Annotated in this window: 21 protein-coding genes; 10 read left to right on the forward strand and 11 right to left on the reverse strand. The window is 55.1% G+C overall.

Going from position 1 to position 23,788, the window contains the following annotated elements; translation table 11 throughout:
- Positions 1-112 precede the first annotated feature (112 nt).
- On the reverse strand, positions 113-1,594 hold the full coding sequence (locus GGQ73_RS06595) for a lipopolysaccharide biosynthesis protein (protein WP_183894931.1): 1,482 nt from the start codon (positions 1,592-1,594) through the stop codon (positions 113-115).
- A 114-nt stretch (positions 1,595-1,708) separates the two neighbouring features.
- On the opposite strand from GGQ73_RS06595, the gene GGQ73_RS06600 reads away from it, so the two are divergent.
- Both GGQ73_RS06600 and GGQ73_RS06605 read left to right on the forward strand, forming a co-directional pair.
- Complete coding sequence (locus GGQ73_RS06600; protein ID WP_183894933.1) at positions 1,709-2,674, forward strand: glycosyltransferase family 2 protein; 966 nt, start codon at positions 1,709-1,711, stop codon at positions 2,672-2,674.
- A gap of 38 nt (positions 2,675-2,712) precedes the next feature.
- The gene (locus tag GGQ73_RS06605) at positions 2,713-3,681 is read left to right on the forward strand and encodes a polysaccharide pyruvyl transferase family protein (RefSeq protein WP_183894935.1); all 969 of its coding nucleotides are present in this window, start codon (positions 2,713-2,715) and stop codon (positions 3,679-3,681) included.
- A gap of 19 nt (positions 3,682-3,700) precedes the next feature.
- On the opposite strand, the gene GGQ73_RS06610 is transcribed toward GGQ73_RS06605, so the two are convergent.
- Both GGQ73_RS06610 and GGQ73_RS06615 read right to left on the reverse strand, forming a co-directional pair.
- Entirely contained in the window at positions 3,701-4,696 is a 996-nt protein-coding gene (locus GGQ73_RS06610; protein ID WP_183894937.1) for a glycosyltransferase family 2 protein, read from the reverse strand.
- A 113-nt stretch (positions 4,697-4,809) separates the two neighbouring features.
- Entirely contained in the window at positions 4,810-5,100 is a 291-nt protein-coding gene (locus GGQ73_RS06615; protein ID WP_174155564.1) for an exopolysaccharide production repressor protein, read from the reverse strand.
- 393 nt (positions 5,101-5,493) lie between these two features.
- Between GGQ73_RS06615 and GGQ73_RS06620 the strand changes: the two genes are divergently transcribed.
- The gene (locus tag GGQ73_RS06620; RefSeq protein WP_183894938.1) at positions 5,494-5,763 is read left to right on the forward strand and encodes a DUF6074 family protein; all 270 of its coding nucleotides are present in this window, start codon (positions 5,494-5,496) and stop codon (positions 5,761-5,763) included.
- A 34-nt stretch (positions 5,764-5,797) separates the two neighbouring features.
- Here GGQ73_RS06620 and GGQ73_RS06625 read toward each other — a convergent pair whose 3' ends face one another.
- Positions 5,798-6,820 carry a LacI family DNA-binding transcriptional regulator gene (locus GGQ73_RS06625; protein ID WP_183894940.1) on the reverse strand — a complete coding sequence of 341 codons (1,023 nt, stop codon included), beginning with the start codon at positions 6,818-6,820 and terminating at the stop codon, positions 5,798-5,800.
- 172 nt (positions 6,821-6,992) lie between these two features.
- Between GGQ73_RS06625 and GGQ73_RS06630 the strand changes: the two genes are divergently transcribed.
- From GGQ73_RS06630 to GGQ73_RS06640, 3 genes are all read left to right on the forward strand, one after another.
- Positions 6,993-8,510, forward strand: a complete 1,518-nt coding sequence (locus GGQ73_RS06630; protein ID WP_183895097.1) for a sugar ABC transporter ATP-binding protein — start codon at positions 6,993-6,995, stop codon at positions 8,508-8,510.
- Between the two features lie 48 nt (positions 8,511-8,558).
- The gene (locus GGQ73_RS06635; RefSeq protein WP_174155561.1) at positions 8,559-9,566 is read left to right on the forward strand and encodes an ABC transporter permease; all 1,008 of its coding nucleotides are present in this window, start codon (positions 8,559-8,561) and stop codon (positions 9,564-9,566) included.
- A 66-nt stretch (positions 9,567-9,632) separates the two neighbouring features.
- Complete coding sequence (locus tag GGQ73_RS06640) at positions 9,633-10,580, forward strand: substrate-binding domain-containing protein (protein ID WP_183894942.1); 948 nt, start codon at positions 9,633-9,635, stop codon at positions 10,578-10,580.
- 55 nt (positions 10,581-10,635) lie between these two features.
- Here the strand turns inward: GGQ73_RS06640 and GGQ73_RS06645 are convergent, their stop codons facing one another.
- The 3 genes from GGQ73_RS06645 to GGQ73_RS06655 form a co-directional block, all read right to left on the reverse strand.
- Positions 10,636-11,889 carry an NAD(P)/FAD-dependent oxidoreductase gene (locus tag GGQ73_RS06645; RefSeq protein ID WP_174155559.1) on the reverse strand — a complete coding sequence of 418 codons (1,254 nt, stop codon included), beginning with the start codon at positions 11,887-11,889 and terminating at the stop codon, positions 10,636-10,638.
- A gap of 81 nt (positions 11,890-11,970) precedes the next feature.
- Positions 11,971-13,542 (reverse strand): glycosyltransferase family 39 protein, encoded by a 1,572-nt coding sequence (locus GGQ73_RS06650; RefSeq protein ID WP_174155558.1) that lies wholly within the window; start codon positions 13,540-13,542, stop codon positions 11,971-11,973.
- A 121-nt stretch (positions 13,543-13,663) separates the two neighbouring features.
- Positions 13,664-15,955 (reverse strand): NADP-dependent malic enzyme, encoded by a 2,292-nt coding sequence (locus GGQ73_RS06655; protein WP_183894944.1) that lies wholly within the window; start codon positions 15,953-15,955, stop codon positions 13,664-13,666.
- Between the two features lie 329 nt (positions 15,956-16,284).
- Between GGQ73_RS06655 and GGQ73_RS06660 the strand changes: the two genes are divergently transcribed.
- From GGQ73_RS06660 to GGQ73_RS06670, 3 genes are all read left to right on the forward strand, one after another.
- On the forward strand, positions 16,285-17,715 hold the full coding sequence (locus tag GGQ73_RS06660; RefSeq protein WP_183894946.1) for a mannose-1-phosphate guanylyltransferase/mannose-6-phosphate isomerase: 1,431 nt from the start codon (positions 16,285-16,287) through the stop codon (positions 17,713-17,715).
- A gap of 218 nt (positions 17,716-17,933) precedes the next feature.
- Positions 17,934-18,461, forward strand: coding sequence for a DUF992 domain-containing protein (locus tag GGQ73_RS06665; protein WP_183894948.1), 528 nt, complete (start codon positions 17,934-17,936; stop codon positions 18,459-18,461).
- Between the two features lie 100 nt (positions 18,462-18,561).
- A complete protein-coding gene (locus GGQ73_RS06670) occupies positions 18,562-18,945 on the forward strand; it encodes a c-type cytochrome (RefSeq protein WP_183894950.1) in 384 nt (127 codons plus the stop codon).
- A gap of 4 nt (positions 18,946-18,949) precedes the next feature.
- Here GGQ73_RS06670 and recX read toward each other — a convergent pair whose 3' ends face one another.
- The 4 genes from recX to GGQ73_RS06690 form a co-directional block, all read right to left on the reverse strand.
- Positions 18,950-19,501, reverse strand: a complete 552-nt coding sequence (gene recX / locus GGQ73_RS06675) for a recombination regulator RecX (RefSeq protein ID WP_412762962.1) — start codon at positions 19,499-19,501, stop codon at positions 18,950-18,952.
- Between the two features lie 60 nt (positions 19,502-19,561).
- Complete coding sequence (locus tag GGQ73_RS06680) at positions 19,562-20,791, reverse strand: adenylate/guanylate cyclase domain-containing protein (RefSeq protein ID WP_174155553.1); 1,230 nt, start codon at positions 20,789-20,791, stop codon at positions 19,562-19,564.
- A 211-nt stretch (positions 20,792-21,002) separates the two neighbouring features.
- Positions 21,003-21,419, reverse strand: a complete 417-nt coding sequence (locus GGQ73_RS22930; protein WP_234900425.1) for a helix-turn-helix domain-containing protein — start codon at positions 21,417-21,419, stop codon at positions 21,003-21,005.
- Positions 21,420-21,524: 105 nt separating this feature from the next.
- Positions 21,525-22,421, reverse strand: a complete 897-nt coding sequence (locus tag GGQ73_RS06690; RefSeq protein ID WP_174155580.1) for a helix-turn-helix domain-containing protein — start codon at positions 22,419-22,421, stop codon at positions 21,525-21,527.
- Between the two features lie 84 nt (positions 22,422-22,505).
- On the opposite strand from GGQ73_RS06690, the gene GGQ73_RS06695 reads away from it, so the two are divergent.
- A complete protein-coding gene (locus GGQ73_RS06695; protein WP_183894952.1) occupies positions 22,506-23,780 on the forward strand; it encodes an ABC transporter substrate-binding protein in 1,275 nt (424 codons plus the stop codon).
- Positions 23,781-23,788 lie beyond the last annotated feature (8 nt).

The following is a 23,788-nucleotide window of genomic DNA, read 5'->3' on the forward strand; positions in this document are numbered from 1 at the left end:
AAATTTAAGGCAACTAAAGTTGCTGCAATGCAAAAACACACCGGCTTTTAGCGCGGGAATCTGAGGCGCTACGTTGAAAGCAGGCTGCTTTGTGGCTACTTGGCCCAGTCATTCAAGCAGGTCCTGCCGCTGCCTGCTTCGTTTTCCGGTCACGCACCAGACCAACAATCTTTTGAAGCAGGACACGTTCGGTCAGCAGGACCAGAACAGCGTATACCACGCCGCCCACGACCGCTCCCACCAGTACCTGCATATAGGCGTGCGGCAGGCTTGCTTCGAATACATGCAGGACATATCGCACGCAAAGCGCCATAACGAATGCGGCAATCATCGGCCTGCTGCTGACATACATACCCCGAAGAAGGGGAGTTTCGCTTGCCCGGAATACCGCCCAGGAATAGGCGACAAGTGTGACAGCATTGACAATGCACAGCCAAACCATCGCGTCGATCAGTGTTCCATAAAGAGCAGCCAGCCAGACGGCAATGGTGGTGACGACTGCGCGGATCGTTGCGGACCAAAACAGGACACGACCGTATCCGGCACCCTTAAGATAAGGAATGAAGGTACTGCACGGCGTCAAAATGGCTTTCGATAGGGCCAGAAGCCCTAGCACCGGCCAGGCGTAGGCCCAGTTCGGTCCAAAAATCACCAACATCGCAGGCTCGGCAATAGCCCAGAGCCCGAACATCATGGGCGCCAACAACACGGTTAGCACCTGCGTGCTGAACATCAGCGCTTCACGACGACGATTCTTGTCATCCATCATGCGGCTGAACGCGGGAAATAGGACACCCATGACGGCAGAAAGAACCACCTGGTTCGGAATGCTGGCGAAACGGTTGGATGCCGAGTATGCACCAGCATCCGCAAGGCCGAGATAGCGCGCAATGATAACCATCGGCGATTGAAAAGTGACGAAGTTGGCGATTTCTGACCCCATCAATCCGGAGCTGAAACCCAGGAGAGGTATGAGACGCTTTGGCTTCATGATGAAGGCTGGCTTGTAGCGCGAGACGGCATAAAGGCCGACAAGTCGAATTAGCGCTGCGGCGAAAAGCTGTATGACCAGTGCCCATACCCCGAAGCCTGAAAATGCAAGGATGACCGCAAGGATGGCAGCGGCACTTTCGGACGTCATGCTCCAGATGGCGTCCTTGCTGAAATTCATGCGCCTCGCCAGAAGCGAATAGGCGACGTCGCCCGCCAGCTGCAACGGAATAAGGAAAGCCATGATGCGAAGCAGATAGGCGCTTTCGACCGCACCCAACAAACCGCCGAAAAACTCCGCTCCGAAATAAAGAATGGCTGCCATGGTGCAGGAAATCGCCAGATTGGCCCAGAAGACGGTGTGGATCGTGTCCATATCCTCTTCTTTCTCGACGATCAGCGCCGACGTCAGTCCCGCACCGGCAATCATTGTGAGGAACTGGACGACGGTTAGCCCGACCGCAACGACGCCAAACTCTTCAGGCGTCAACAATCGGGCAAGAATTGGTACTGTGACAAACTTAAGCCCGAATGTGCCTGTTTTTGACAATATGCTCCAGCCGACATTTGCGGTAATCGTCTTGACGCTCGGAGCAGGGGGCATGCGTGCATCCTATAAATTCGGAGGCCAGTGGGGGCTGGCAGGGGGTTAGCCACTCATCGGGGCCGCTCTTTTTATCGGGCCCGACACTTCTTGATCAACACAAGGGGCGAAACAATGGCGAAATTTACAGTCGTTATTCCTTATTATCAAAAACAGCATGGCGTTCTTGGCCGTGCATTGGCCTCGGTTTTTTCCCAGACCCTTCAGGATTTCGATCTCGTCATCGTGGATGATGAATCGCCCTATCCGATTGAGAAAGAGATGGCCGACCTCAGCGCAGACCAACAGGCGCGCATCAAAGTTGTCAAGCAGGCGAATGCTGGTCCAGGGGGAGCGCGCAACACAGGCCTCGACAACGTGCCTGCAGAAACAACCTACGTCGCTTTCCTCGATTCGGATGATATGTGGACACCAGACCACTTGAAGAATGCCGCTTTCAGCCTCGATACGTTTGGCGGCGAGTGCTACTGGGCGTCGATGCAGGCGAGTGACGAGTTCTATTATCACTTCGCTATTGCGGAACTGGAGAATGACGAAGGCGCAAAACGCCTGTCGGAGTCACCCAAAATCATCGAATTGCCGGATCTTGCCAGCGTCATGTTGCGCAACTGGAGCTTTTTGCACCTGTCGTGCATGGTCATAGGCCGGCCGCTCTTCGAGAAGATACGGTTCGACCCGGTCTTGCGCCTTGCGGCCGAAGACGTCCTGTTTTTCTGCGATTGCATTCTGGCATCCAAGCGTTCGCTGCTCTGTGATGATGCCGGTGCCATGCGTGGCATGGGCGTCAACATTTTTCATAGCATCGACAACACCTCGCCGGAATTTCTGCGTCAGCAGTTCAACACCTGGGTGGCGCTCGACACGTTGCAGAGCCGCTTTGCCCAACGTCCAGCGGATGTTGCGTCCATCGCATCCTACAAGAACACGGCCCGCAAGCAGGCCTTGTGGAGCCAGGCCGGCAAGCTGAAACAGCGCAAGGCACCGGAATTGGGCCTTTTGTTCAAATGGATGATGCGTGATCCGGCGATCTTGCGTGCTGCACTCGAGTTGGGAACGGGCAAACTCGCTCGCCCGAAATAAGCTTGCTTGCCACTCATATTTTTATTCAGGAGTAGTCCATGAGACCTTATCATTGGGAATCGCATCACGGCAATTTCGGCGATGACCTTAATCTATGGCTTTGGGATTTTCTGCTGCCTGGTTTGCGGGATGTTCATCCGGACGTTCTGCTTGTTGGCGTTGGAACTGTCCTGAACGATGTTCTCTTTCCGCCAACGCAGCGCAAGCTGATTGTCGGAAGTGGTTACGGCTATGGCGCTGTGCCGGATATTTCGAACCGCGATCTTTGGGATATACGCTGCGTTCGCGGAGAGATGACAGCAGGCAAGCTTGGCCTTCCGCCTGAGATGGGGATTGTCGATCCAGCCGTCATGGTCACGGAGATGCCTGACTTCCAAAATCTCCCCAAAATCCACAAGAAGACGTTTGTTCCCCATTGGGAATCGGCGGAATTCGGTATGTGGGAAGCTGTGTGCGAGCCTGCGGGTCTGACCTATCTCGACCCGCGTGGTGAAGCCAAGGCAGTCATCAAGCATATCGCCCAATCGGAATTCATTGTGGCCGAATCCATGCATGGCGCAATTCTGGCCGATGCTTTCCGTGTGCCATGGGTTGCGGTCAGCACATCAACCTCCATCAACAGCTTCAAGTGGAGCGATTGGGCCGGCAGTGTCGGGGTAAAATATGAGCCGCGTTACATCCCGGTTTCCACACGCGCCGAAGCGGCGAAGAAGGGCTCCAAGTTCTGGGGAATGAGTTTCCCGCCACCGCCGCCGCCGGTGATTGTCGAACAGACATCGGCATCTGGATCGACAGCGCCCGCGCATGAGGGCGACGTTCTCGTTCGCCCGCAGGAGGAACAGCGTTCTCTGCGGAAACTGGCAAAGCAGGTTCTTGCAGCGCCATCGACGCTCGCTCTTTGGCAGGCAAGCCGCGCCGAACCGCGTCTCAGCCCGGACGGTCGACTCGAGGAGCGCAAACAGCGTTTTCAAGCTGTCTTGGAAACGATCAAAAAAGACTATTTCTGAGATACAACGCCGCTTGGTTTTAAGAATTGAGCGGCGTTGCCCTTAGAAGATATCTGATGTCTGCGGTCTGCTGAGGCTTTTTTTGGAATTGTGCGGTTTTATCTCGCATGATGCCTCGCACGATTGCTGGCACGGCGGGGAGGCGGCTCAGCGCATGAGACATCGCTGCACCCATGCCGCCCTTTGATTTGGCATCCAGGAAATCGCGCAGCTCGAATTTTTCGCGGATATGGCGCTCGTGTTCGAGAAGAACGACTTTTTCCTCTTCCTTGAGCGGATAGGCGGCCAGGATCCTCTGATCAGCCTCGAAGAGCTGTTTCAGATCGTCCGTGCGATGGCTGCCACTCAGGGAGTCACCCCTGACAATGGCGCCATAGCCACAATTGCGAATGACCTTGTAGCGCGCGCCGCAAGCGAGGGCGCGAACGTAAATTTCATAGTCTTCGCCCAATCGCAAAGCTTCATCGTACCTTAATCCGTGCTTTTCCAGGAATGCGCGACGGATGACCGGCTTCAAAAATCCTGTTTCGCCGCGTTCCACGCCCCGTTTGGAAATGTTGCCTTCAATGAATTCCGCCAGCTCGAGAAAATGCTCTTCGGGAGCAAAACGAGCGGGACGTATGGAGGATGCGCTCGCGACCGATTGCTGGATGAACGCGATATTGTCGGCAACGAGGTCCCAATCATCGGTTTCCAGCATGGCCGAGAAGCGGCCTTCGAAGAAAAAGTCATCGGCATCGAGAATGCTGATCAGCGGTGATGTCGACAGGGAGATCGCATGATTGCGTGCGGCAGATGGCCCGCGATTAACGTCAAAACGCTCGACTTTCAGCCGCCCTGTTCCATCGTCACACGCCTGCGCGACCACGCTCGTCGCGTCCGTCGAACCGTCATCGATGACGACGACTTCCGCGACTTCGGGCTCAGACAGTGCTGACATGATGGCAGTTCTGATGGTGTCAGACGCGTTTTTCGCAGCGATGATTACACAAATGGATTGTAAGCCCGAAGCCATGCCGTTTCCCTGCAGTGTTACGTCGTTGTTTTCTCAACGTAGAAAATGTCAGAGATATGGACAGACGGGTGTTATTTCGCAATTGCGAAAAGGAATGGTGTAGGGATCAGGTCTCAGAAGTCGCTTAATTTAGCGTGATGTGGTGCAACTGCCGCAATCGTATCGACGATTGTCGTTTCTTGCAGAACTGGCGTATCTTTTTGAAAGCCTGAGGCTTTGCGCATACGGCGGTTTTCTTTCGCCACGAGAAATACTACGCCAGCAAAGTAGCCGACCTGTATAATGACGAGACCGAGCACGGTTTGGATGAACGCGGTGTAAAAAGACCCATAAATGATATAGGTCGCAACTGCAAACGCCAGCAAAGCACACATCATACTGATGAAAACGCGCGGCGCGTACATGTCTTTCTCCTCCGCCAAGCATACTCTCACTATTGAGGTGTGCTTTTTTATTGGTTTCTTTTGGACGCAGTATATTACGGAACCCCATCAGGTTCAATATCCATATGCTTCTCTTAAAACGCGCAGAATAAAATTTTGGTGATCTTTAATGGTAAAATTTGCGCAAATTTTTTGATCCCTTCGCATGCGAAGCGCTGTATTTGCATAAAGCCTTTGAATTGGCGGTGAAAGCGAAACCATAGGGGATACGCGTTCCGTTCCATTTGGCCTCCTGGCCTGATCAACCTCACAAAACACCAGACCTGCAGGACCATAATCCAGCGTCTGTAGACTTCGTTAACCATGCGGCAGGTAAACATAGGATGTTGATTCCCGAAGCAGTAAGGTGTGCGTGTGACAGAGCGTTCTGAAGTAATTGCGTTTCCCGCTAAAAATCGCGTCGTAGACATCAAGCGCTGTGTTCAGATGCTTGAGCAACTGAATGGAGAAGAGGCAAATCTCTTCTGGCGTAGCGAGTGCAGGGCTCTCGCCGCTCACCTGACGAGCCTCGGATATGACGAACTCGCCATGCGCCAGGAAATCATGGATTTTCAGGGTGCCGTTCAGGCCGAGCTCTGGTCCGCTTCGCAGCAGAATGAACCTGTTCGCCGCGAGACCTATTGAAGTCCCAAAACCTGGAATGGTTCAGCGGAGCGTTCTACAAATGCCGGGCAGGCCCGCTGACCGAATTGCGCACGATAAGGTCCGGGCTCAACAATATCTCGGGCTCATTGGGTTGGCGTCCTTCCAGGAGGTCTAAAAGTAGCGCCATTGCATGTTTGCCGATGGATGTTCTGGGCTGGCGAATGGTCGTCAGCGCGGGTGACATGAACGCAGCCTGTGGAATGTCATCGAAGCCCGTCACCGAAAAATCGCGGGGAATATCATATCCTCGCGCTGTCAGTCCGATCATGACGCCGATTGCGGTTTGATCGTTGACGCACATGAAAGCGGTTGGCAGAGTGTCGCGCATGAACAACTGTTCGACGGCAAGTCTCCCACTTTCCAGAGTGCCGTCGCCATCCAGTATCAGGCTTGGCAACACAGCAAGTCCAGCAGCTTTCATGCCCTCGTCAAATCCGGCGCGTCGCCGGCTATAGGCAAGACGGGTTCTGGAATCGCCGATAAAAGCGGTGCGCTGATGGCCTTCGGCGATCAGCATGTCGGCGATCTTGCGCGCCCCGGCCATATCGTGGACGCCGACATAGGGAATGCCGCCATTGTAGATCGGCTCGAAGACGCCCACGCTTGGCGGCAGTCGCGCTGTCATCGCCTGATGGCCAAACGGTAAGATGCCCGTGAAAAGAATGAGCCCTGCCGCCTGGTTGGAATTGAGGAATTTCAGATATTCCAGACCGCGCTGGGCGTCGTTTTGAGTGTGACCGATGAGGATGCCGTACCCATGCGCGCGCGCTTCGTTTTCAAGTCCAACCAGAATGTTGGAAAAATTCGGGTCTCCGATATCTGGTGCGACCACCAGAATCATATTCGAGCGACCTAGCCTGAGACTGCGGGCCATGGCGTTGGTCGTGTAGCCGGTCACTGCAATGGCCTGATGAACCTTGAGACGGGTCGAGTTCGCCACCTTTTCAGGCATGTGAATGGCTCTCGAGACCGTTGCGATGGAAACCTCCGCAATTCGGGCAACGTCTTCAATGGTGGCAGATGAGGGAATCGACAATGAAGGCCTCGGATATGTACGCGACCGGACACTACACGGCGCTGATGATCCGTCAAATCCGATCGATCAAATCCGTGTGCTCAGGTGGATGTAAACCTTTACATGGGTCATGTAAAGGTTTACATGACTGTTCAAGAGGTGGAGCTACCTGGGGAGGGGTGCCATGGAGAGGATGACCGCCGAGAGCGGAGACACCGTGCTGTCGGCACGTCGAATCTCTAAATCATTCAATGGTGTTCAGGTGCTCTTCAGCGTCAATTTTGAGCTCAAGCGGGGTGAAATCCACGCGCTTATGGGCGAAAACGGCGCTGGCAAATCGACCCTCGTCAAAGTTCTCTCCGGTTTCGAGCAGCCAAATTCAGGTGAAACCCTTCTTGATGGCGTGCCTGTGAAGCTGCCGCCAAATGGAACGGCTGAGTCTCTTGGTATCGTTATCATTCACCAGGAGTTCAATCTTGCCGAACATCTCACTGTGGCTGAAAGTCTGTTTTTAGGGCGGGAAGTCACGCGCTTCGGAATACTCGACCGCAAAGCCATGAGCGCGGCAACGCGATGTGTGCTGGATGAACTCGGTTGCACGGTGGATGAAAACGCGCTGATCGGCACATTGTCGATTGCCGAAAAGCAAATGGTGGAAATTGCCAAGGCTATCAGCCGCGATGCCCGCATCGTGTTCATGGATGAGCCAACCGCTGTCTTGTCGCGTGACGAGACCAGCTACCTGTTCCAGCAGGTCCGCAAATTGCGCGACAAGGGTACGAGCTTCGTCTTCGTATCCCATAAGCTGGACGAGGTCATGGAACTGACCGACCGGGTGACTGTCCTTCGGGATGGTCATTGGGTGAAAACTGCACCGACAGCCTTGCTGGATGGCGAGGCGATTGCGCAGTTGATGGTCGGACGAGAACTGTCGAGCCTTTATCCGGCCAAACGTGAGCCCGATGTCGATGAGGAGATTGTTCTCAAGGTCGATGGCCTCTCGACCCGCTATGTCAAGGATGTGACGTTCGGCTTGCGCAAAGGCGAAATCATCGGTTTTTCTGGCCTGATCGGTTCCGGCCGCACCGAGCTTGCAGAAGCGATTGTCGGGCTGCGCAATCGCACAGCCGGTGAGGTGGATGTCAACGGGCATGTGTTGCCGCCCCATGATCTGCATGCCTCGATTGCTGCCGGGCTTGCCTACATGACGAAAGACCGTAAATCCAAGGGCCTTCTGTTGGGTGCCGGGATGGGCCTCAACCTGACCCTCCAATCCCTCGAACGGCATGGCAAGTTCGGTTATCTCAGCGCGTCCAGCGAAGCCAGATCACTCGACAGAGCGCGTCGGCGTTTCGATATCCGCGTGCGGGATGGTAGCGTCGTCGTTGGGCGCATGTCAGGTGGAAATCAGCAGAAGTTGCTGCTTGCCAAAGTCATGGAAACTGAACCAAAAATCATCATCATCGACGAACCCACGCGAGGCATCGATGTGGGGACAAAACAACAAATCTACCATTTCATTTCGGCTTTGGCGCGCGATGGCCACTCGGTCATCGTGGTGTCGTCTGAAATGCAGGAGGTCATCGGGCTTTGCACCCGGGTTGCTGTTATGCGCGAAGGGCGCCTTGTCGGCATTCTGGAAGGTGACGAAATCAACGAACGGGAAATCATGCGTTACGCAGCGGGACTAAAAACGAAGACGGCAGCATAACGAGCGGTCAAATGACCGATACGACAGGTTGGGAGGTCTGTTTTGGGTATGAGCATAAGTGAAGACAGCAAAGAGAAAAAGGCAGGGCGATCCCTGCGCGATATAGACCTGCGGGCCGTCGCACCCTTTGTCGCCCTGGCCCTGTTGCTGATCTTTGGAGCGATGGTCAATCCGAATTTCATCAGCCTCAATAATCTCACGAATGTCGCCACCCGGAGCGCATTCATCGCCATTATCGCTGTGGGCGCGACGTTCGTGATTTCCGCCGGAGATCTTGATCTGTCGGTCGGTTCCATGGTTGCCTTTGTTGCAAGCCTCATGATCTTGCTGATGAATTCCAGCGTCGTGGCGGACCCGACCTCCATGCTGGTCTTGGCCATGGTCTTTGCGCTGGTGGTCGGTGCCCTTTGCGGACTTGCCAACGGCTTGATCACGACAGTGGGAAAGATCGAACCCTTCATCGCAACGCTGGGCACCATGGGTGTGTATCGTGGGTTGACGACGTGGCTTTCGCAGGGCGGCGCGATTACGCTGCGGGATCCTCAGCTACAGGCTATGTACCGTCCGGTTTATTTCGGATCGTTCCTGGGAATACCGCTGCCAATCCTCGCCATACTGATCGTGACGGCGATTGCCGCCTTTGTTCTCTACCGTACCCGGTACGGACGTCACGTTACGGCAGTCGGTTCAAACCGTGACGTTGCGAAATACTCCGGTGTCACGGTCAATCGCGTCCGCACGGTGGCCTTTGTCATCCAGGGACTTTGTGTGGCCATCGCCGTTCTTCTCTACGTGCCGAGACTGGGCTCCACGTCGGCAACGACGGGCATGATGTGGGAATTGCAGGCCATCACGGCGGTCGTGGTCGGTGGTACCGCGCTCAAAGGCGGCGCTGGCCGAGTGTGGGGCACGATTTGCGGTGCATTCATTCTCGAACTCGTCGGCAACATCATGCTGCTTTCGAACTTCATCAGCGAATATCTGATCGGTGCCATACAGGGTGCGATCATCATTATCGCCATGCTGGTGCAGCGGTCGTTGATGCGTCGCTCTTAGAGGTTTCGGGTTCACGGGTCGCCCGGTTCTGAAAATAAAGACCTTATCTATGTGGGAGGAAAACACATGAAAAAGAAACTGTTGGGAATGGCCGTGGCGCTGGTCGCGCTTTCGAGTGCGGTTCAAGCCCAGGATAAAAAGGTAACGATCGGCGTTTCGATCCCTGCGGCCGATCACGGCTGGACCTCTGGTGTGGTCTATCATGCGGAGCGCGTGGCGAAACTGCTAATGCAGGAGCATCCAGGTCTCAACGTCATCGTCAAGACATCGCCGGATGCTGCGACCCAGGCAAATGCCGTGCAGGATCTGGAGACGCAGGGCATCGACGCGCTCGTCATTCTGCCGTCAGATCCTGATCCGCTGGTTAACGCGATCAAGGAAGTGAAAAGCAATGGCAAATTCGTGGCCCTCGTTGATCGTGCACCGAGCGTCAACGACGACAGCGTCCGCGATCTCTATGTTGCTGGTAACAATCCGGCGTTGGGCGAAGTCGCGGGCAAATACATCGCAGAGACGACACCAGAGGCTGAAGTCGTCGTCATTCGTGGTCTGCCGATCCCGATCGATCAGCAGCGACAGGATGGGTTCGACAAGGGAATTGCTGGCTCCAAAGTTAAAATTCTGGACCGTCAGTTCGGTAACTGGAACCGCGACGACGCCTTCAAAGTCATGCAGGACTATCTGACGAAATATCCGAAGATCGATGTCGTCTGGTGTCAGGATGACGATATGGCTGTTGGCGTCCTCCAGGCAATCGAGCAGGCTAAGCGCACCGATATCAAATACGTGATTGGTGGTGCCGGTTCCAAGGATATGATCAAGAAGGTCATGGATGGCGCCGAGATGATCCCTGTGGATGTTCTCTACCCGCCAGCGATGGTCGCCACGGCAATGCAGCTGACCGCCGCCAATTTCTACGATCAGGTTCCTGTCCGCGGCACCTACATTCTGGACGCAACCCTCGTCACGAAGGACAATGCGGAGGGTTTCTACTTCCCTGACTCACCGTTCTAGGACCTGGTGAAGATGGTCAGGCCCGTTCGAGAGAGCGGGCCTTTTTCTGTTGCGATCAGGAAAAACGGCTTGCCCGGAACGGGTCAACGGGGATGGACGTGTCCACCTCCGTCACAAGTTCCGTGACGAGCTTTGCCGTTGCTGCGGACTGCGTGAGACCAAGGTGTCCGTGGCCGAATGCATAGATGACGGATCTGCTGGCACGTGATGGGCCGATGACGGGCAGGCAATCCGGCATGGATGGGCGCAGACCCATCCACTGCTTTCCGTCCTTGGTCTTCAATTCGGGAAGAAAACGGCCCGCCTTTTTCAGCAGGGCCTCGGATCGGCGGAAGTTCGGTGGCAGGTGCAGGCCGCCAAGTTCCACTGCGCCGCCAACGCGGATGCCGGATGATAACGGCGTTACGACGAACGCGTGGTCATTGAAATAAAGCTGCCGGGTCAAGTTAAATGAGCCAGTCGGCAATGTGGTGTTGTAGCCGCGCTCGGTTTCCAGCGGTACGGTGTTCCCCAGAGATGCGGCCAGCGGTTTGGACCACGCGCCACAGGCGACGATGACCTTGTCCGCTGTTATGATCTGGCCGTTGGCCAGCGTGACGATGGCCCTGTCGCCCGACATGGCAATGCCCGAGGCCTCGCCTTTGCGCAAAATCGCGCCTCTTGCGATAACAAGGTCGGCAATCGCTCGCGTGAAGGCTTGTGGATCACCAACCTGTAGACCATCGGGGCTGTACATGGCGTGCTGGAACTGCGGTGCCAGTCCAGGCTGCAACGTCTCGATCTCGTCGCGTCCGACCCGCGTAAATGTAAAGCCGGCACGGGCCTTCTCGTCCCAGTCGCCACGAGCCGCATCAAAGCTTGCCCGGCTGTCGTACAGATCAAGCGTTCCCGTGTTCGATATGTGGTGAGCCAGTTCCGGCATGGCTGCCACCCTCTGCATTTCGTCCGCCGCAAGCTTCATCATAGTCTTCTGCACGCTGAGACCGTGTTCGAAGGCACGCGGTGAACTGGCTTTCCTGAACCGCCATAGCCAAGGTGCGATCTTTAGCGCGTAGGCCGGGGGAATGCTGAGTGGGCCAAGTGGATCGATGAGCCATTTGGGCGCTTTTTTCATCACGCCAGGTGCTGCCATTGGAATGATTTCAGGGAAAGCAAGAATACCCGCATTGCCAGCGCTTGCGCCTTCCGCAACGCCTTCCCGCTCCAGCAGAGTGACGCGCCTTCCGGAATCTTGCAGATAGAGAGCCGACATCACACCGATGATGCCGGCGCCGATGATCAGCACATCGCACTGTTCCGATGAATTCATCAAAATCACCCCATGTCAGACGGCACAGATAGCACGCTTAAATGCAAACTGTCGACAAGATTGACGATCTGGAGACCATCGTCAGTTTTTGATGATGTTCGATGGTTTTACCACGGCGTAATTGAACTCCAGGACCTTGTTCTTGACGGGATAATAAAGTGGCACATCCAGTCTGGTCGCTGTGACCCCTTCGACCTTGGCATGCATCTGGTCTCCTAGCCATTTGGTCATCACCTCCAGTTCTTTGGTGTCATTGCCTGTCCAGACCATGAGAACGGGCCGATCTTCCGAAAGTGCGAAAACGGGGTCGTAATCGTCATAGATTGTCGTCCCGACGGGAATGGCATCGAACACGAAACGCAGATTGCCGCCGCTTGGCCAATTCGGCGTGACGACGAGTGACGGCGAAATCCTTTTGTCATCGACGATGTGGTCACGAAATGCTTGCCAGTCGTAATTGGAACTGGACACTCTGCCCATGAAGGCTGTCAAAGGCTGCGAGAGCAGCATGGCGAGCGGAACGATCACCATGACGAAAAGTCCGAGGGGAATGAATTTGCCCGACACGCGTTCCACATTCGCAACCCGTTGCTCGAGAAAGAGCGTTGCCAGGATGGGAAATGGCAGAAGCAATGGCAGCAGCCACCGGTCGCGCAGTTCGGTCATTGTCGTCATCAGGATGACTGTTGTCATCAAGATTGCGATGGCTATGAAATAGGTGATGAAAAAACGCAACCAGACGGTGTCGGCCGTTGCGGCAGGGCGCTTCTTTTCCTGACGGGCGGAAAGCCAGAGCAACAAGGCCGGCAAAGCAAGGATGATTGCAGAGCTGGAAACGAAACGGCCCAGCCCGCGTGCGATCTGCAAAAAACGGCTTTCCGGTGCATCTTCAGCCATTCGCTCCAACGTCACCTCTGAAGCGAAGCTCAGATTGTCGATCAGCCAGAACACGTGCGGGATGAAGACAACAAGGCTGATGCCAAGCGTGAGCAGGAAACGTTTGTCGAAAATCCGCGCGCGGCCTGTGGGATGGAACCAGACGGCTACCAGCAAGGCTGGAAGCATGAGCGCAAAATTGTACTTCGACAGCATGCCGAGGCCAGCGGCCAGGCCGACGAGGACATAGCCGGCTGTCGTCGGGCGCTGTATCAGTTTGATCGTGCAGTAGATGAGGGATGCAAAGGTCAGCATCAGCATGGCGGTGTGTGTCAGGTCGCGTTGCGCCTGCCAGAACACCTGAGGTACGACAAAAAGCGCCATTGCCGCCACAACGACAAGGCGCTTGTTCTCAAGAACCAGTTCAGCCGTTTTGGTGTAGATGGCAAAGGTCAGAAACAAAATAAAGTTCTTGGCCAAAGCCAAGGTCACCATCGAGGTTCCGAAGACCGCGAAAACACCCTGCTGATACCAGTTGTACAGAGGCGGCTGTGCGTCATAGCCAAGTGCCAGCCATTGCGCGAAAAGGACCTGCTGTGCCTCATCGATGCGAAGAGCGGGCGGCACAAGCTGCCGCACGATGGTCTGGACAAGAAAGTAGATTCCGAAGAGCACAATCACAGCATTTGGATTGTTAGTCAGGCAGAGCAAAATCCTTTTGCCGCGCCCATTTGTTTCCGTTGACGGCGTCCCTGCCGAATGTACCGTCATAGCCATGCGTCGTCCATTGAGTGTTCATGCAGCATAATTTTTCGCGAAGAAGCTGTATTATGTGGCCGAACCATGGCGCCTTTTGGAGTTCTGCCACAAACATAACGTGATCTGTGGCAGCGAGTGATCAAAAGCCGCCGGAATTATAGGCGGCAATGGCAGCCATGTTGACGATATCGCTGTCTTTTGCACCCATTGAGGTGATCTGGACGGATTTATCCAGCCCCACCAGCAACGGGCCGATGACAGTTGCACCACCCAGCTCCTGCAACATCTTTGTCGATATCGACGCCGAGTGGATGGCAGGCATGACCAGAACGTTGGCCGCACCAGACAGGCGCGTGAACGGGTACTGGCTCTGCATCTTGTGGTGGTTCAGCGCAACGTCTGCGGCCATCTCTCCATCGACCTCGAAGGTCACGTTGCGTTTATCCAGTATGCGGACCGCTTCACGGACCTTGTCGGAACGCTCACCCACCGGGTGGCCGAAGGTCGAATAGGCCAGCATGGCGACCCGTGGCTCGTAGCCGAAGCGGCGAGCCAGACCTGCTGCTTCCTCTGCGATATCGGCAAGGTCTTCGGCGGACGGCATGTCATGAACGGCGGTGTCGGCCACAAAGACCGTGCGGTTTCGCGAGACCACCAGCGATACGCCGATCACCCGATGGCCGGGTTTGGTGCTGATGCAACGGCGCACGTCTTCCAGGGCCGTTGAATAATTACGGGTCGTGCCCGTCACCATTGCGTCGGCATCACCAAGCGCCACCATGCAGGACGCGAAGTGGTTTCTGTCATTGTGCACCAGACGCTGAACGTCGCGCAGCAGGAAACCTTGCCGCTGCAAGCGCGCATAGAGATAATCGATATAGGCATCGACGCGCGCGGACAGGCGTGCATTGGTGATCTTGATGTTGGGGCGGTCCAGATCTATGCCCGCACGCTCAGCATTGGCACGAATGATATCGTCCCGACCGAGCAGAATGGCGGTGCCGAGACCCTGCGCGGTATAAGAAATAGCCGCACGCATGACCTGTTCTTCTTCGGCTTCCGCAAAAACGACGCGACGCGGAGAACGGCGGACCCGCTCGTACAGGCGCTGCGTGGTCGACGCCATGGGGTCGCGCCGTGCGGAAAGTTCGCGAGAATATTCTTCGAGATCGCCCAACTCACGGCGGGCAACGCCCGTTTCCATGGCAGCTTTTGCAACAGCCACAGGGATTGCCGAAATCAAACGCGGATCGAATGGAACGGGAATGATGTATTGTGGTCCAAACCGTGGACGCACACCCTGATAGGCGGCGGCCACATCGTCTGGAACATCTTCACGGGCAAGATCGGCGAGCGCCTTGGCGGCGGCAATCTTCATCGCATCGTTGATCTGGCTGGCGCGAACATCCAGCGCGCCACGGAAGATGTATGGGAAACCGAGGACGTTGTTGACCTGGTTGGGATAATCGGAGCGCCCCGTCGCCATGATGGCGTCATCACGAATTCGGGCGACCTCCTCCGGCGTGATTTCCGGATCAGGGTTTGCCATGGCAAAGATAATCGGCTTAGGCGCCATTGAGCGGATCATGTCTTCGGTAAACGCACCCTTTTGCGAAAGACCGAACACAACGTCGGCACCCTTCATCGCTTCTTCAAGCGTCCGGTTGTCCGTCTTTGCCGCGTGCGCGGATTTCCACTGGTTCATCCCCTCGGTGCGGCCCTGGTAGATCACGCCCTTGGTATCGCACAGGATGATGTTTGCCGGGTTGAAACCCATCGCCTTGATCAGGTCCATGCACGCGATCGCAGCAGCACCCGCACCGTTGCAAACCAGTTTTGTCGTATTGAAATCACGGCCCGTCAGCGCAATGGCGTTAATGAGGCCGGCGGCGGCAATGATCGCCGTGCCGTGCTGGTCGTCATGGAAAACCGGAATATCCATGAGTTCACGCAGGCGGCTCTCGATGATGAAACACTCTGGCGCCTTGATATCTTCCAGATTGATGCCGCCAAAGGAGGGGCCGAGATAGCGCACGCAATTGATGAATTCGTCTGCATCTTCCGTATCGACTTCAAGATCGATCGAATCGACGTCGGCAAAACGTTTGAACAGAACAGATTTGCCTTCCATCACCGGCTTGGACGCCAACGCGCCAAGGTTTCCAAGTCCCAGAATGGCAGTGCCGTTGGAAATGACGGCGACCATGTTGCCACGGGTGGTGTAGTCGTAGGCGGTATCGGGGTTCTCTGCGATGGCTTTCACAGGGACCGCGACGCCCGGTGAATAGGCCAGAGAAAGATCGCGCTGGGTCGCCATCGGCTTTGTCGGGGTGATCTCGAGTTTGCCTGGACGGCCTTGTGAGTGGAAGTCTAGAGCCTCTTGATCCGTTACGGACGTTTTGCCGTTCGTGGATGTCGTTTTGTCGGACATGACTCCCCCTTCTCTTTTTCTTTATCAAATGGTGGTCGTTGTTATTGTATTTTTCATGACGCTGCCAAGTGTTCAGTGTCCTTCATGGCGATTAATCCGACGGAACAGAGGAAATCAGAACGCTTCAATCGATTAGGCGTCCTGTTTTCAGGAACCGCAGCCTGATGTCGTCGTTGAAAAACCGTCAGGTCGGTTACAGTCGGAGGACTGAATGCAGGAAAAGGTTTCGGGGCCGGGTGGCGCTGAAGCTTGGCATTCACTTCCACACGTGTTTTGGTGCCGACCGAACGCATAGGACGCAAGTGACTTGGAATTGGAAAGGTAGAAACGTGAGCGCACAAACTCGAAAGATTATCCCGGTACTTCTGGCAGGTGGCGCTGGATCGAGACTATGGCCGGTATCACGCGACCAATTGCCAAAACAGTTTCAGCCACTCGTTGGTAGCCTGTCTACCTATCAACAGACCCTCCAGCGTGTAAGCGACGCCGCGCTTTATGACGAGCCGCTCGTCATCACGAATGAGGATTTTCGTTTCTTCGCGCGACGGCAGGCCGAAGAGATCGATTTGAAAGCAACGGTGGTTCTGGAACCTGCACGTCGCGACAGCGCTGCCGCGATGGCTGCTGCCGCTGTGCTCGCAGAGCGACGGGAACCGGGATCGCTCGTTCTCGCGCTCGCTGCCGACCACGTGGTATTGGACAATGAAAAGTTTTCGGACGCCGTCAGGTTGGGTGCAGAAGCAGCCGAGCAGGGTAACATCGTGGTGTTCGGTCTTACACCCACCGAACCAAGAACCTCCTATGGCTACATCAATCCCGGCGAGCCTATCAATGGCAATCAAGATCTGTGTGTCGTTGAAGCCTTCGTGGAAAAGCCAGATGAAGAAACGGCCATTTCGTACGTCGAGAAAGGTTACCTTTGGAATTCCGGGAACTTCCTTTTCCGCTCAGACGTAATGATATCAGAGCTCTCGGCCTATGCTCCGGACATTCTCTCGGCTGTCACGCGCTCGGTTGACGAACAGGAAAGCGACCTTGGCTTTGTGCGTTTGCACAAGGAGAGTTTTGAAGCGTCGCCAAAAAACTCCATTGATTACGCGGTCATCGAAAACACCAAGCGCATGGCTGTCGTTCGCGGCCATTTCCGTTGGTCGGACATCGGCAGCTGGGATGCAATCTGGGAGATCGCCGACAAGCTGGACGATAACAATGCTGTTGAGGGCCAGGGGCTGTTCATCGATTCCGAGGGGTGCCTGATTCACTCCACCAGCATTCTGACAACGGTGGTTGGAGCCAAGGATCTCGTCGTTGTTGCCACCAAAGACGCCGTTCTCGTAACCCCGAAAGACAGGGTCCAGAGCGTCAAAGGTCTCGTTGAGACTCTAAAAGACAGCGATCACGCTCACAAAACGGAGGTCCACAAGCGCGCCTACCGACCTTGGGGCCACATAGAGCAGACAGACTTCGGTGCGCGCTACCGAGTCAGCCACCTCAAGGTTGAGCCTGGACACCGAATCTCGCTTCAGCAGCACTATCATCGTTCGGAGCATTGGATCATCGTCCGCGGTACCGCGACCGTTACCATCGATGACCAGACGCGGTTGTTGACGGAAAACGAATCGGTCTACATCCCTCTCGGCAAACCGCACCGTCTGGCAAACGAGGGACAAATCCCTCTTGAGCTTATCGAAATCCAGACAGGCTCGTATTTCGGCGAAGACGATATCAAGCGACTGGAAGACGATTATCGGAGAGACTGATACAGGACTTGTCACGCAGAATAGCCTGTCAAAATGAGGCGCCCTAACAGCGCCTCATTGGCAATCTAGCTGCCGATGTGTCCTATCCGCCGATTGTTTTGCCGACATAGTCTGCAATTGGATCGATTTTCCGGAACAAACGTTAATGGTGCGCCATTTACAGTCCGAAAAGGGCAACGGGGCTGCCGCGGGTAAAGAATTAAACAGGAGAAAACAATATGAAAAAGGCTCTAGCCGTCACCTTCGCCGCATTCACACTTGGTCTCGGTGGAACTGCCAGCGCAATCGCAGCAGACCTCACCAACTATCAGGAACCTCAGGAGCAGGACGAGCGCAACGGCGTAAAAATCGGCTACCTTACATGTGAAGTTGGCGGTGGCGTAGGCTACGTCGTCGGCTCTGCAAAAGAGCTCGATTGCACGTTTCAGTCGACGATGGGCGCGCGCCGCACAGACCACTACAGCGGTGCGATTCGTAAGGTTGGCGTAGACCTCGGCTTCACGACTCAGGGTCGTCTGGTCTGGGCGGTGTTTGCTCCGACCGCTGGTTATCACAAGGGTTCACTCGGTGGCCTTTACCAGGGTGCGACCGCTGAAGCCACCGTTGGCCTCGGTGTCGGTGCCAACATTCTCGTCGGCGGCACATCTGGATCAATCCAGCTTCAGACCGTCAGCGTGACTGGCCAGGTAGGCCTGAATCTGGCAGCGACTGGCACATCCGTGACGTTGAACCCGATCAGCGGCTGATAGGTCGGTCAATCTGACGCATTCTAAAAAGCGCCCTTTCTGTCATATGACAGGGAGGGCGCTTTTGTATCTGGGTCTGGATAGGTTCGTGAAGATGACGATGAGACTGAAGGTTTTGGTGCTATCCTCTTTGCTTCTCTCCGCGTCTGCAGTGTTGGCTGAAGGTGATGCGGCGCGTGGCGAGCAATCATTCAGCAAATGTTCCGCCTGTCACAACATCGACTCACCCCGGACCCGGCTTGGGCCGCATCTCATGGGTGTCGTCGGCCGACCGGCGGGTTCGGTCCCGGACTACAAATATTCGCAGGCGATGATAGACGCGGGGGCGCAGGGAATGGTCTGGACGGACGAAAAGCTGAAGGAATTTCTATACAGTCCGAAGAAAAGCGTGCCAGGCACGGCAATGCGCTTTTTTGGGTTGTGGAGTGAAAGCGAGATCGATGATCTGATCGCCTATATGAAAACGGTGCAGGCGCCAAAGTAGCTCGTCAGAGCGGGCTGTCTGCCAATATGGCTTCCGCTTCGTCCGGTGTCATCCTGTAGACGCGACCGGCAATGTCAAAACTGTACCCGTTGCGTGCGAAGGCGGATATTTCCTTTTGCATTCGCTTTTCATCTGGTTCTTCCCTCCGAAATGGGCCAAACCGGCGTTTGCGCGCCATCACGACGGCCGAATAGAGATCGTCGGTTTCATTCAACGCTTTCTCCGCGATCTCCTTGCTCACGCCTTTGATGCTCAGCCTCTGTGCGATGGCCCGCCGTGATCGGCCGCTCCGGATGGCTGATCTCGTCGCGCTTTCGGCATAGGCGACATCGTCGAGCGCTTTGAGATCGTGACCGAACTTTACCGCCGCATGGGCAAGTGCGTCGACTTGCTCTGGCGTTATCTCTTCGAATTTCTGCTTTGCCTTGCGCTTGATGGCATCGAACAACTGCCGTTCCGTCAGCATCTGGCGCTGAAGCCGGTAAATGGTCGAGTTGCGCACCCAGGTCAGCATTCTGGCGGTGGGGGCAACGGGTGCTTCCATGTCATCGTTCAACGACATCAGGTCCTATCGCAATGTTCAGTTCGGGCTTTCGGTGCTCATATATTGCAAAACTCAACCCCTGTCAGGCACGGGCAATGCATAAACATGAATAGAGTTTTCAAGGCCGCGCAAAGTCTGCGTTCCGATGCTCTCGAAATCTCTGATGTTTCCTGCCATCTCGACAAAGGTCTGGGACATGAGCACCGGTCGTTTTATCTGCTTCGTCAGGCTTTCCAATCGCGATGCGACGTTGACGGCAGGGCCGATGACGGTGAAATCCAGTCGGTTTTTCGAGCCTATGTTGCCATACATCACATCGCCCGCATGGACGCCGATACCATAGCCAAGCGGCTCGTGGCCGCGCTTGATGTTGGCCTCATTCAACGCTTGCAGGTGGACCTGCGCCTCCTCTATCGCGGCAACGAGGTTCTTGCAGGCATCTGGATTGCTCAACGGAAAGATGGCCAGAAGACCATCGCCCATGAATTTCAGGATTTCGCCACCGAATTTCTCGATCGGGTCGGACATGGCATCAAAATAGGCGTTCAGAAGTTCGATCACATCGTCGCGTGGCCACAGATCGGAAATATGGGTGAAATCGCGCAGGTCACAAATCAGGATCGCGGCGCCAACAGTCGTTCCGCTGCCTCTTCGCGTTGCGCCGTCCAGAATGGCCTGGCTGGCATGCGGACCGACATAGGTTTCCAGAAGCGTTCGTGCGATACGGTTCTTGAGCCGAATTTCCGACACCAGAGATATCACGGGGACGATGCTCCGCAGCATCTCGATCTCCGCATCGGTAAAACCGCCCGGTTGGTCGCTGGAGAATGTTACCACGTGACGCTTCTCAAAAGTGTGTTTGAGCGGCCACGCGCAATATTCGGTCAAACCCTCGGCACGCAACTCTGCATAGATTGCGAACTCCGGGTCTACCGGTGGAACATCAAGCCTGTAACGAAGTTCTTCCGTGCCCGAATTTATTTCGTGTATCGGAGAGTTACGATACTCCTGCGTATTCTCCGTGCCATAGGCATAGGTCGTGAACTCGGCGTCTGCTCGATCTTTTGTCCAGAGTATTCGAGCGCCCCGCCATTGTGGATGCTCGACCATGAAATTCAACGACGCCCTGGCGACTGAAACGCCTGAACCATTTAACCTTTGGCAAAGCTCCACGAAGATATTGTCAATGAAACGCTGTTCATGGGTTTCGAGGACCAGCCAGTTCAAGATTTCGGAACGCTGCGATGGCCAGAGTTGGTCTGTTGCACGGTGGTGCGACAGGTCGGCGTGATCGTCTGTCATAAGGTTTCCACAGGTCAGGTCATCAGTCATAAAATAGTCGTCACCGAGACAGGCATCTGGCTACGCGACCCTGATGTGGGATTTGGAAAAGTGATTTTTAAGGGGATATCGAAAACTTGGGAAAAATACAATTTCCTCGCCGGTCCTGCCGATAAAAATTCGGTAGCGGCAGGCGAGGAAAGGCCCTCTTTATCGAGGGTGGCGGAAGTGATCAGACAATGTTTGAGAGCGGAATTTGCAAAGCTGCAGCGACACGCTGGATATGCGAAGGATTGCTGTCAGAACCGTCTTCCAATGCGGCGATTTCCTGCACTGTCAGTCCGCAGGTGATCGCGAGCTGTTCGATCGTGTAGCCGGCGGTGTGTCGGGCTGCAGCAATTTTTTCCGCAAATGGCGCGTCTGTCTGATCGCTGGAATAAAGATGAGTCACGGATATTGTCATTAAAATCTCCCTTGGAATGGATATTGAATAGACCCGGGGTCCATTGGAGTTACCGGCACTGAATGCGATAGCGCTGCATAAGGAGAGACTATGCTGCAGCGCAGCACGGAAAATAGCCATCTTTTCGATGGGAGCAACAGTTAAATTTTGGTAAGGATTCAGGTGGGCGGCTTGAACATACGTCATATGGTGTCGGGTTTTCAAATTTATGATTATAAATCAATCACTAACGGAATGATTTCATATCACTGGTAACCGCTGATGCTGGTTTGCACCAATCCAAGGCCAGCCCTATGGCGATAGATTAAACCGCATCCCACGCCGAAAGTTTGACGGAGACATGCCGGCGACCTGCTTGAAGGCCTTGTTGAAGGCGCTGACGGAGCCAAATCCACTTTCCATTGCGACCTGAAGCACGTTGTCGTTGTCATTGATAAGCATCGCTTGTGCCCGGGAAAGACGCAGCAACGTCAGGTATTTGATCAAGGTCATGCCCGTGGATTTCCGAAACAGATTCATGGCATATTTCGGATGAAGGTTGGCGGAACGTGCGATATCCCCCGCGTCGATATCCTCCAGAAAATTGGCTGCTATGAAGTCGCACATGCGCACGACGCTGGCCGAATGCGAACTGTCCCCGTCATTTGCTTTACTGGTTCGCAGCGCAGGTGAAATGACCGTATAGGGTTCGAGAAACATTCGTTCAATACGCAGAAGCAACTCCTCCACGGCGTTTTCGGCTTTCTGTGGGTCGCCGGAATCTGCATAGCGGAACCAGCGAGAAAAGTTTTCCTGGTCTGATGTGTCAGTCACCGATGTCAGCATCGTCGCACCTCCCATCAACATCGTGGAAACGGCGGCAGGAAGACGCATGCGGAAAAAATGCACGAGCGGCAGATGCGCGCCTGCATAAAAAGAATCCTCCGAGGACTCGTCCATCTGGTGTGCCTGTCCACCCCAGAAGAGGCACATCTGCCCGGCATCCAGGTGCAGTGAGTGGTCGCCCATGCGGTAGTGAACGCTGCCCGACATAACATAGTTGATTTCGATTTGGGCATGCCAGTGTGGCATCAGCATCATCTGAGGATGCGCGCGAAAAAATTGCAGCTTCGTGGGGGTGCCTTCGATGCTGCTTGCACCCGGCTGATAGATGGCTCGTTCCTCGACCTTACTTTTCGCCAAATCGATATACCCTTTCAACGAGACAGATTTCAACCACTCGCTAATCTGCCCTTGTCGTTGGAGGACGGCAATTGAAAAGGGAGGTTTTCAATGGACTTTAAATTTATCGGCGCGTCCGTATCGCTGGCGTTGCTCGCTGCCACGCCTGCTGCTGCACAATCGACCACGATTACCGTCTGGAGCTGGAACGTTGCCGCATCCGCTTTGAAATCCACGCTGGAGGGTTTCAACAAGCAGAATCCTGATATCAAAGTCGACGTTCAAGACCTCGGGAACAGTCAGGTCTATGACAAGGCAATTGCCGCTTGCGCCGCAGGCGGTGAAGGTTTGCCGGACATCGTCACAGTGGAAAATTTTGAGGCAGAGGTGTTCTGGAGCCGCTTCCCGGATTGCTTCGCGGATGTGACGCAACTTGGCTATACACCCGAAAAGCAAGCGCTGTTCCCGGATTTCAAGCGGACGGAATTGGAAGTCGATGGCGTTGCCTATGCCGTGCCATGGGATTCCGGTCCAGTTGCAATGTTTTATCGCCGGGACTTTTATGAAAAGGCAGGTGTCGATCCCGCGACCGTCAAGACGTGGGATGATTTCATCGCAGCGGGCAAGAAGGTGATGGCCGCCAACCCCGGCACAGTCATGACACAGGCCGACTTCAACGGGGATAGCGAATGGTTTCGCATGATCGCCAACGAGCAGGGTTGCGGTTACTTTTCGACCGATGGCCAGACCATCACCATCAACCAGCCCGCTTGCGTGGCTACGCTCGATAAGCTCAAGCAGATGAAGGACGCTGGCATCATAACCGCCGCGATCTGGGATGAAAAAATCCAGTCGAACACCTCTGGCAAGGTGGCAACCCAGATGTATGGCGGCTGGTTCGAAGGGACGGTTCGGTCCGGTTCACCTGATCTGGCTGGCAAATGGGGCGTTTACACCATGCCGAGCCTGACGGCGGATGGTCCACATGCTGCCAACCTTGGCGGGTCTTCGCTGGCCATCAGTTCCATGTCCGAGAATAAGGAAGCGGCGTGGAAGTTCATTGACTACGCGCTGCTCACGAATGAAGGGCAGATCACCATGCTGAAATCTTTCGGCCTGGTACCCTCGTTGCTCTCTGCCGACAAAGACCCTTTCGTCAAGGAACCACAAGCCTATTGGGGCGGTCAGGCGGTATGGTCTGACATTCTCGCCACGTTGCCGAAGATCGTGCCAAGCCGAGGGACTGCTTTTCAGTCCGATGCTGAAGGGATCTTCCGCGCAACGCAAACCAAATATCTGGCGGGCGGTTTCCCGGATGCCAAGACCGCTCTCGATGATGCTGCCAAGCAAATCGAGGCCGCAACGGGACTCCCCACTGCACAATAGCCTCCCAG

Source organism: Rhizobium skierniewicense (assembly GCF_014196515.1).
GTDB lineage: Bacteria > Pseudomonadota > Alphaproteobacteria > Rhizobiales > Rhizobiaceae > Agrobacterium > Agrobacterium skierniewicense.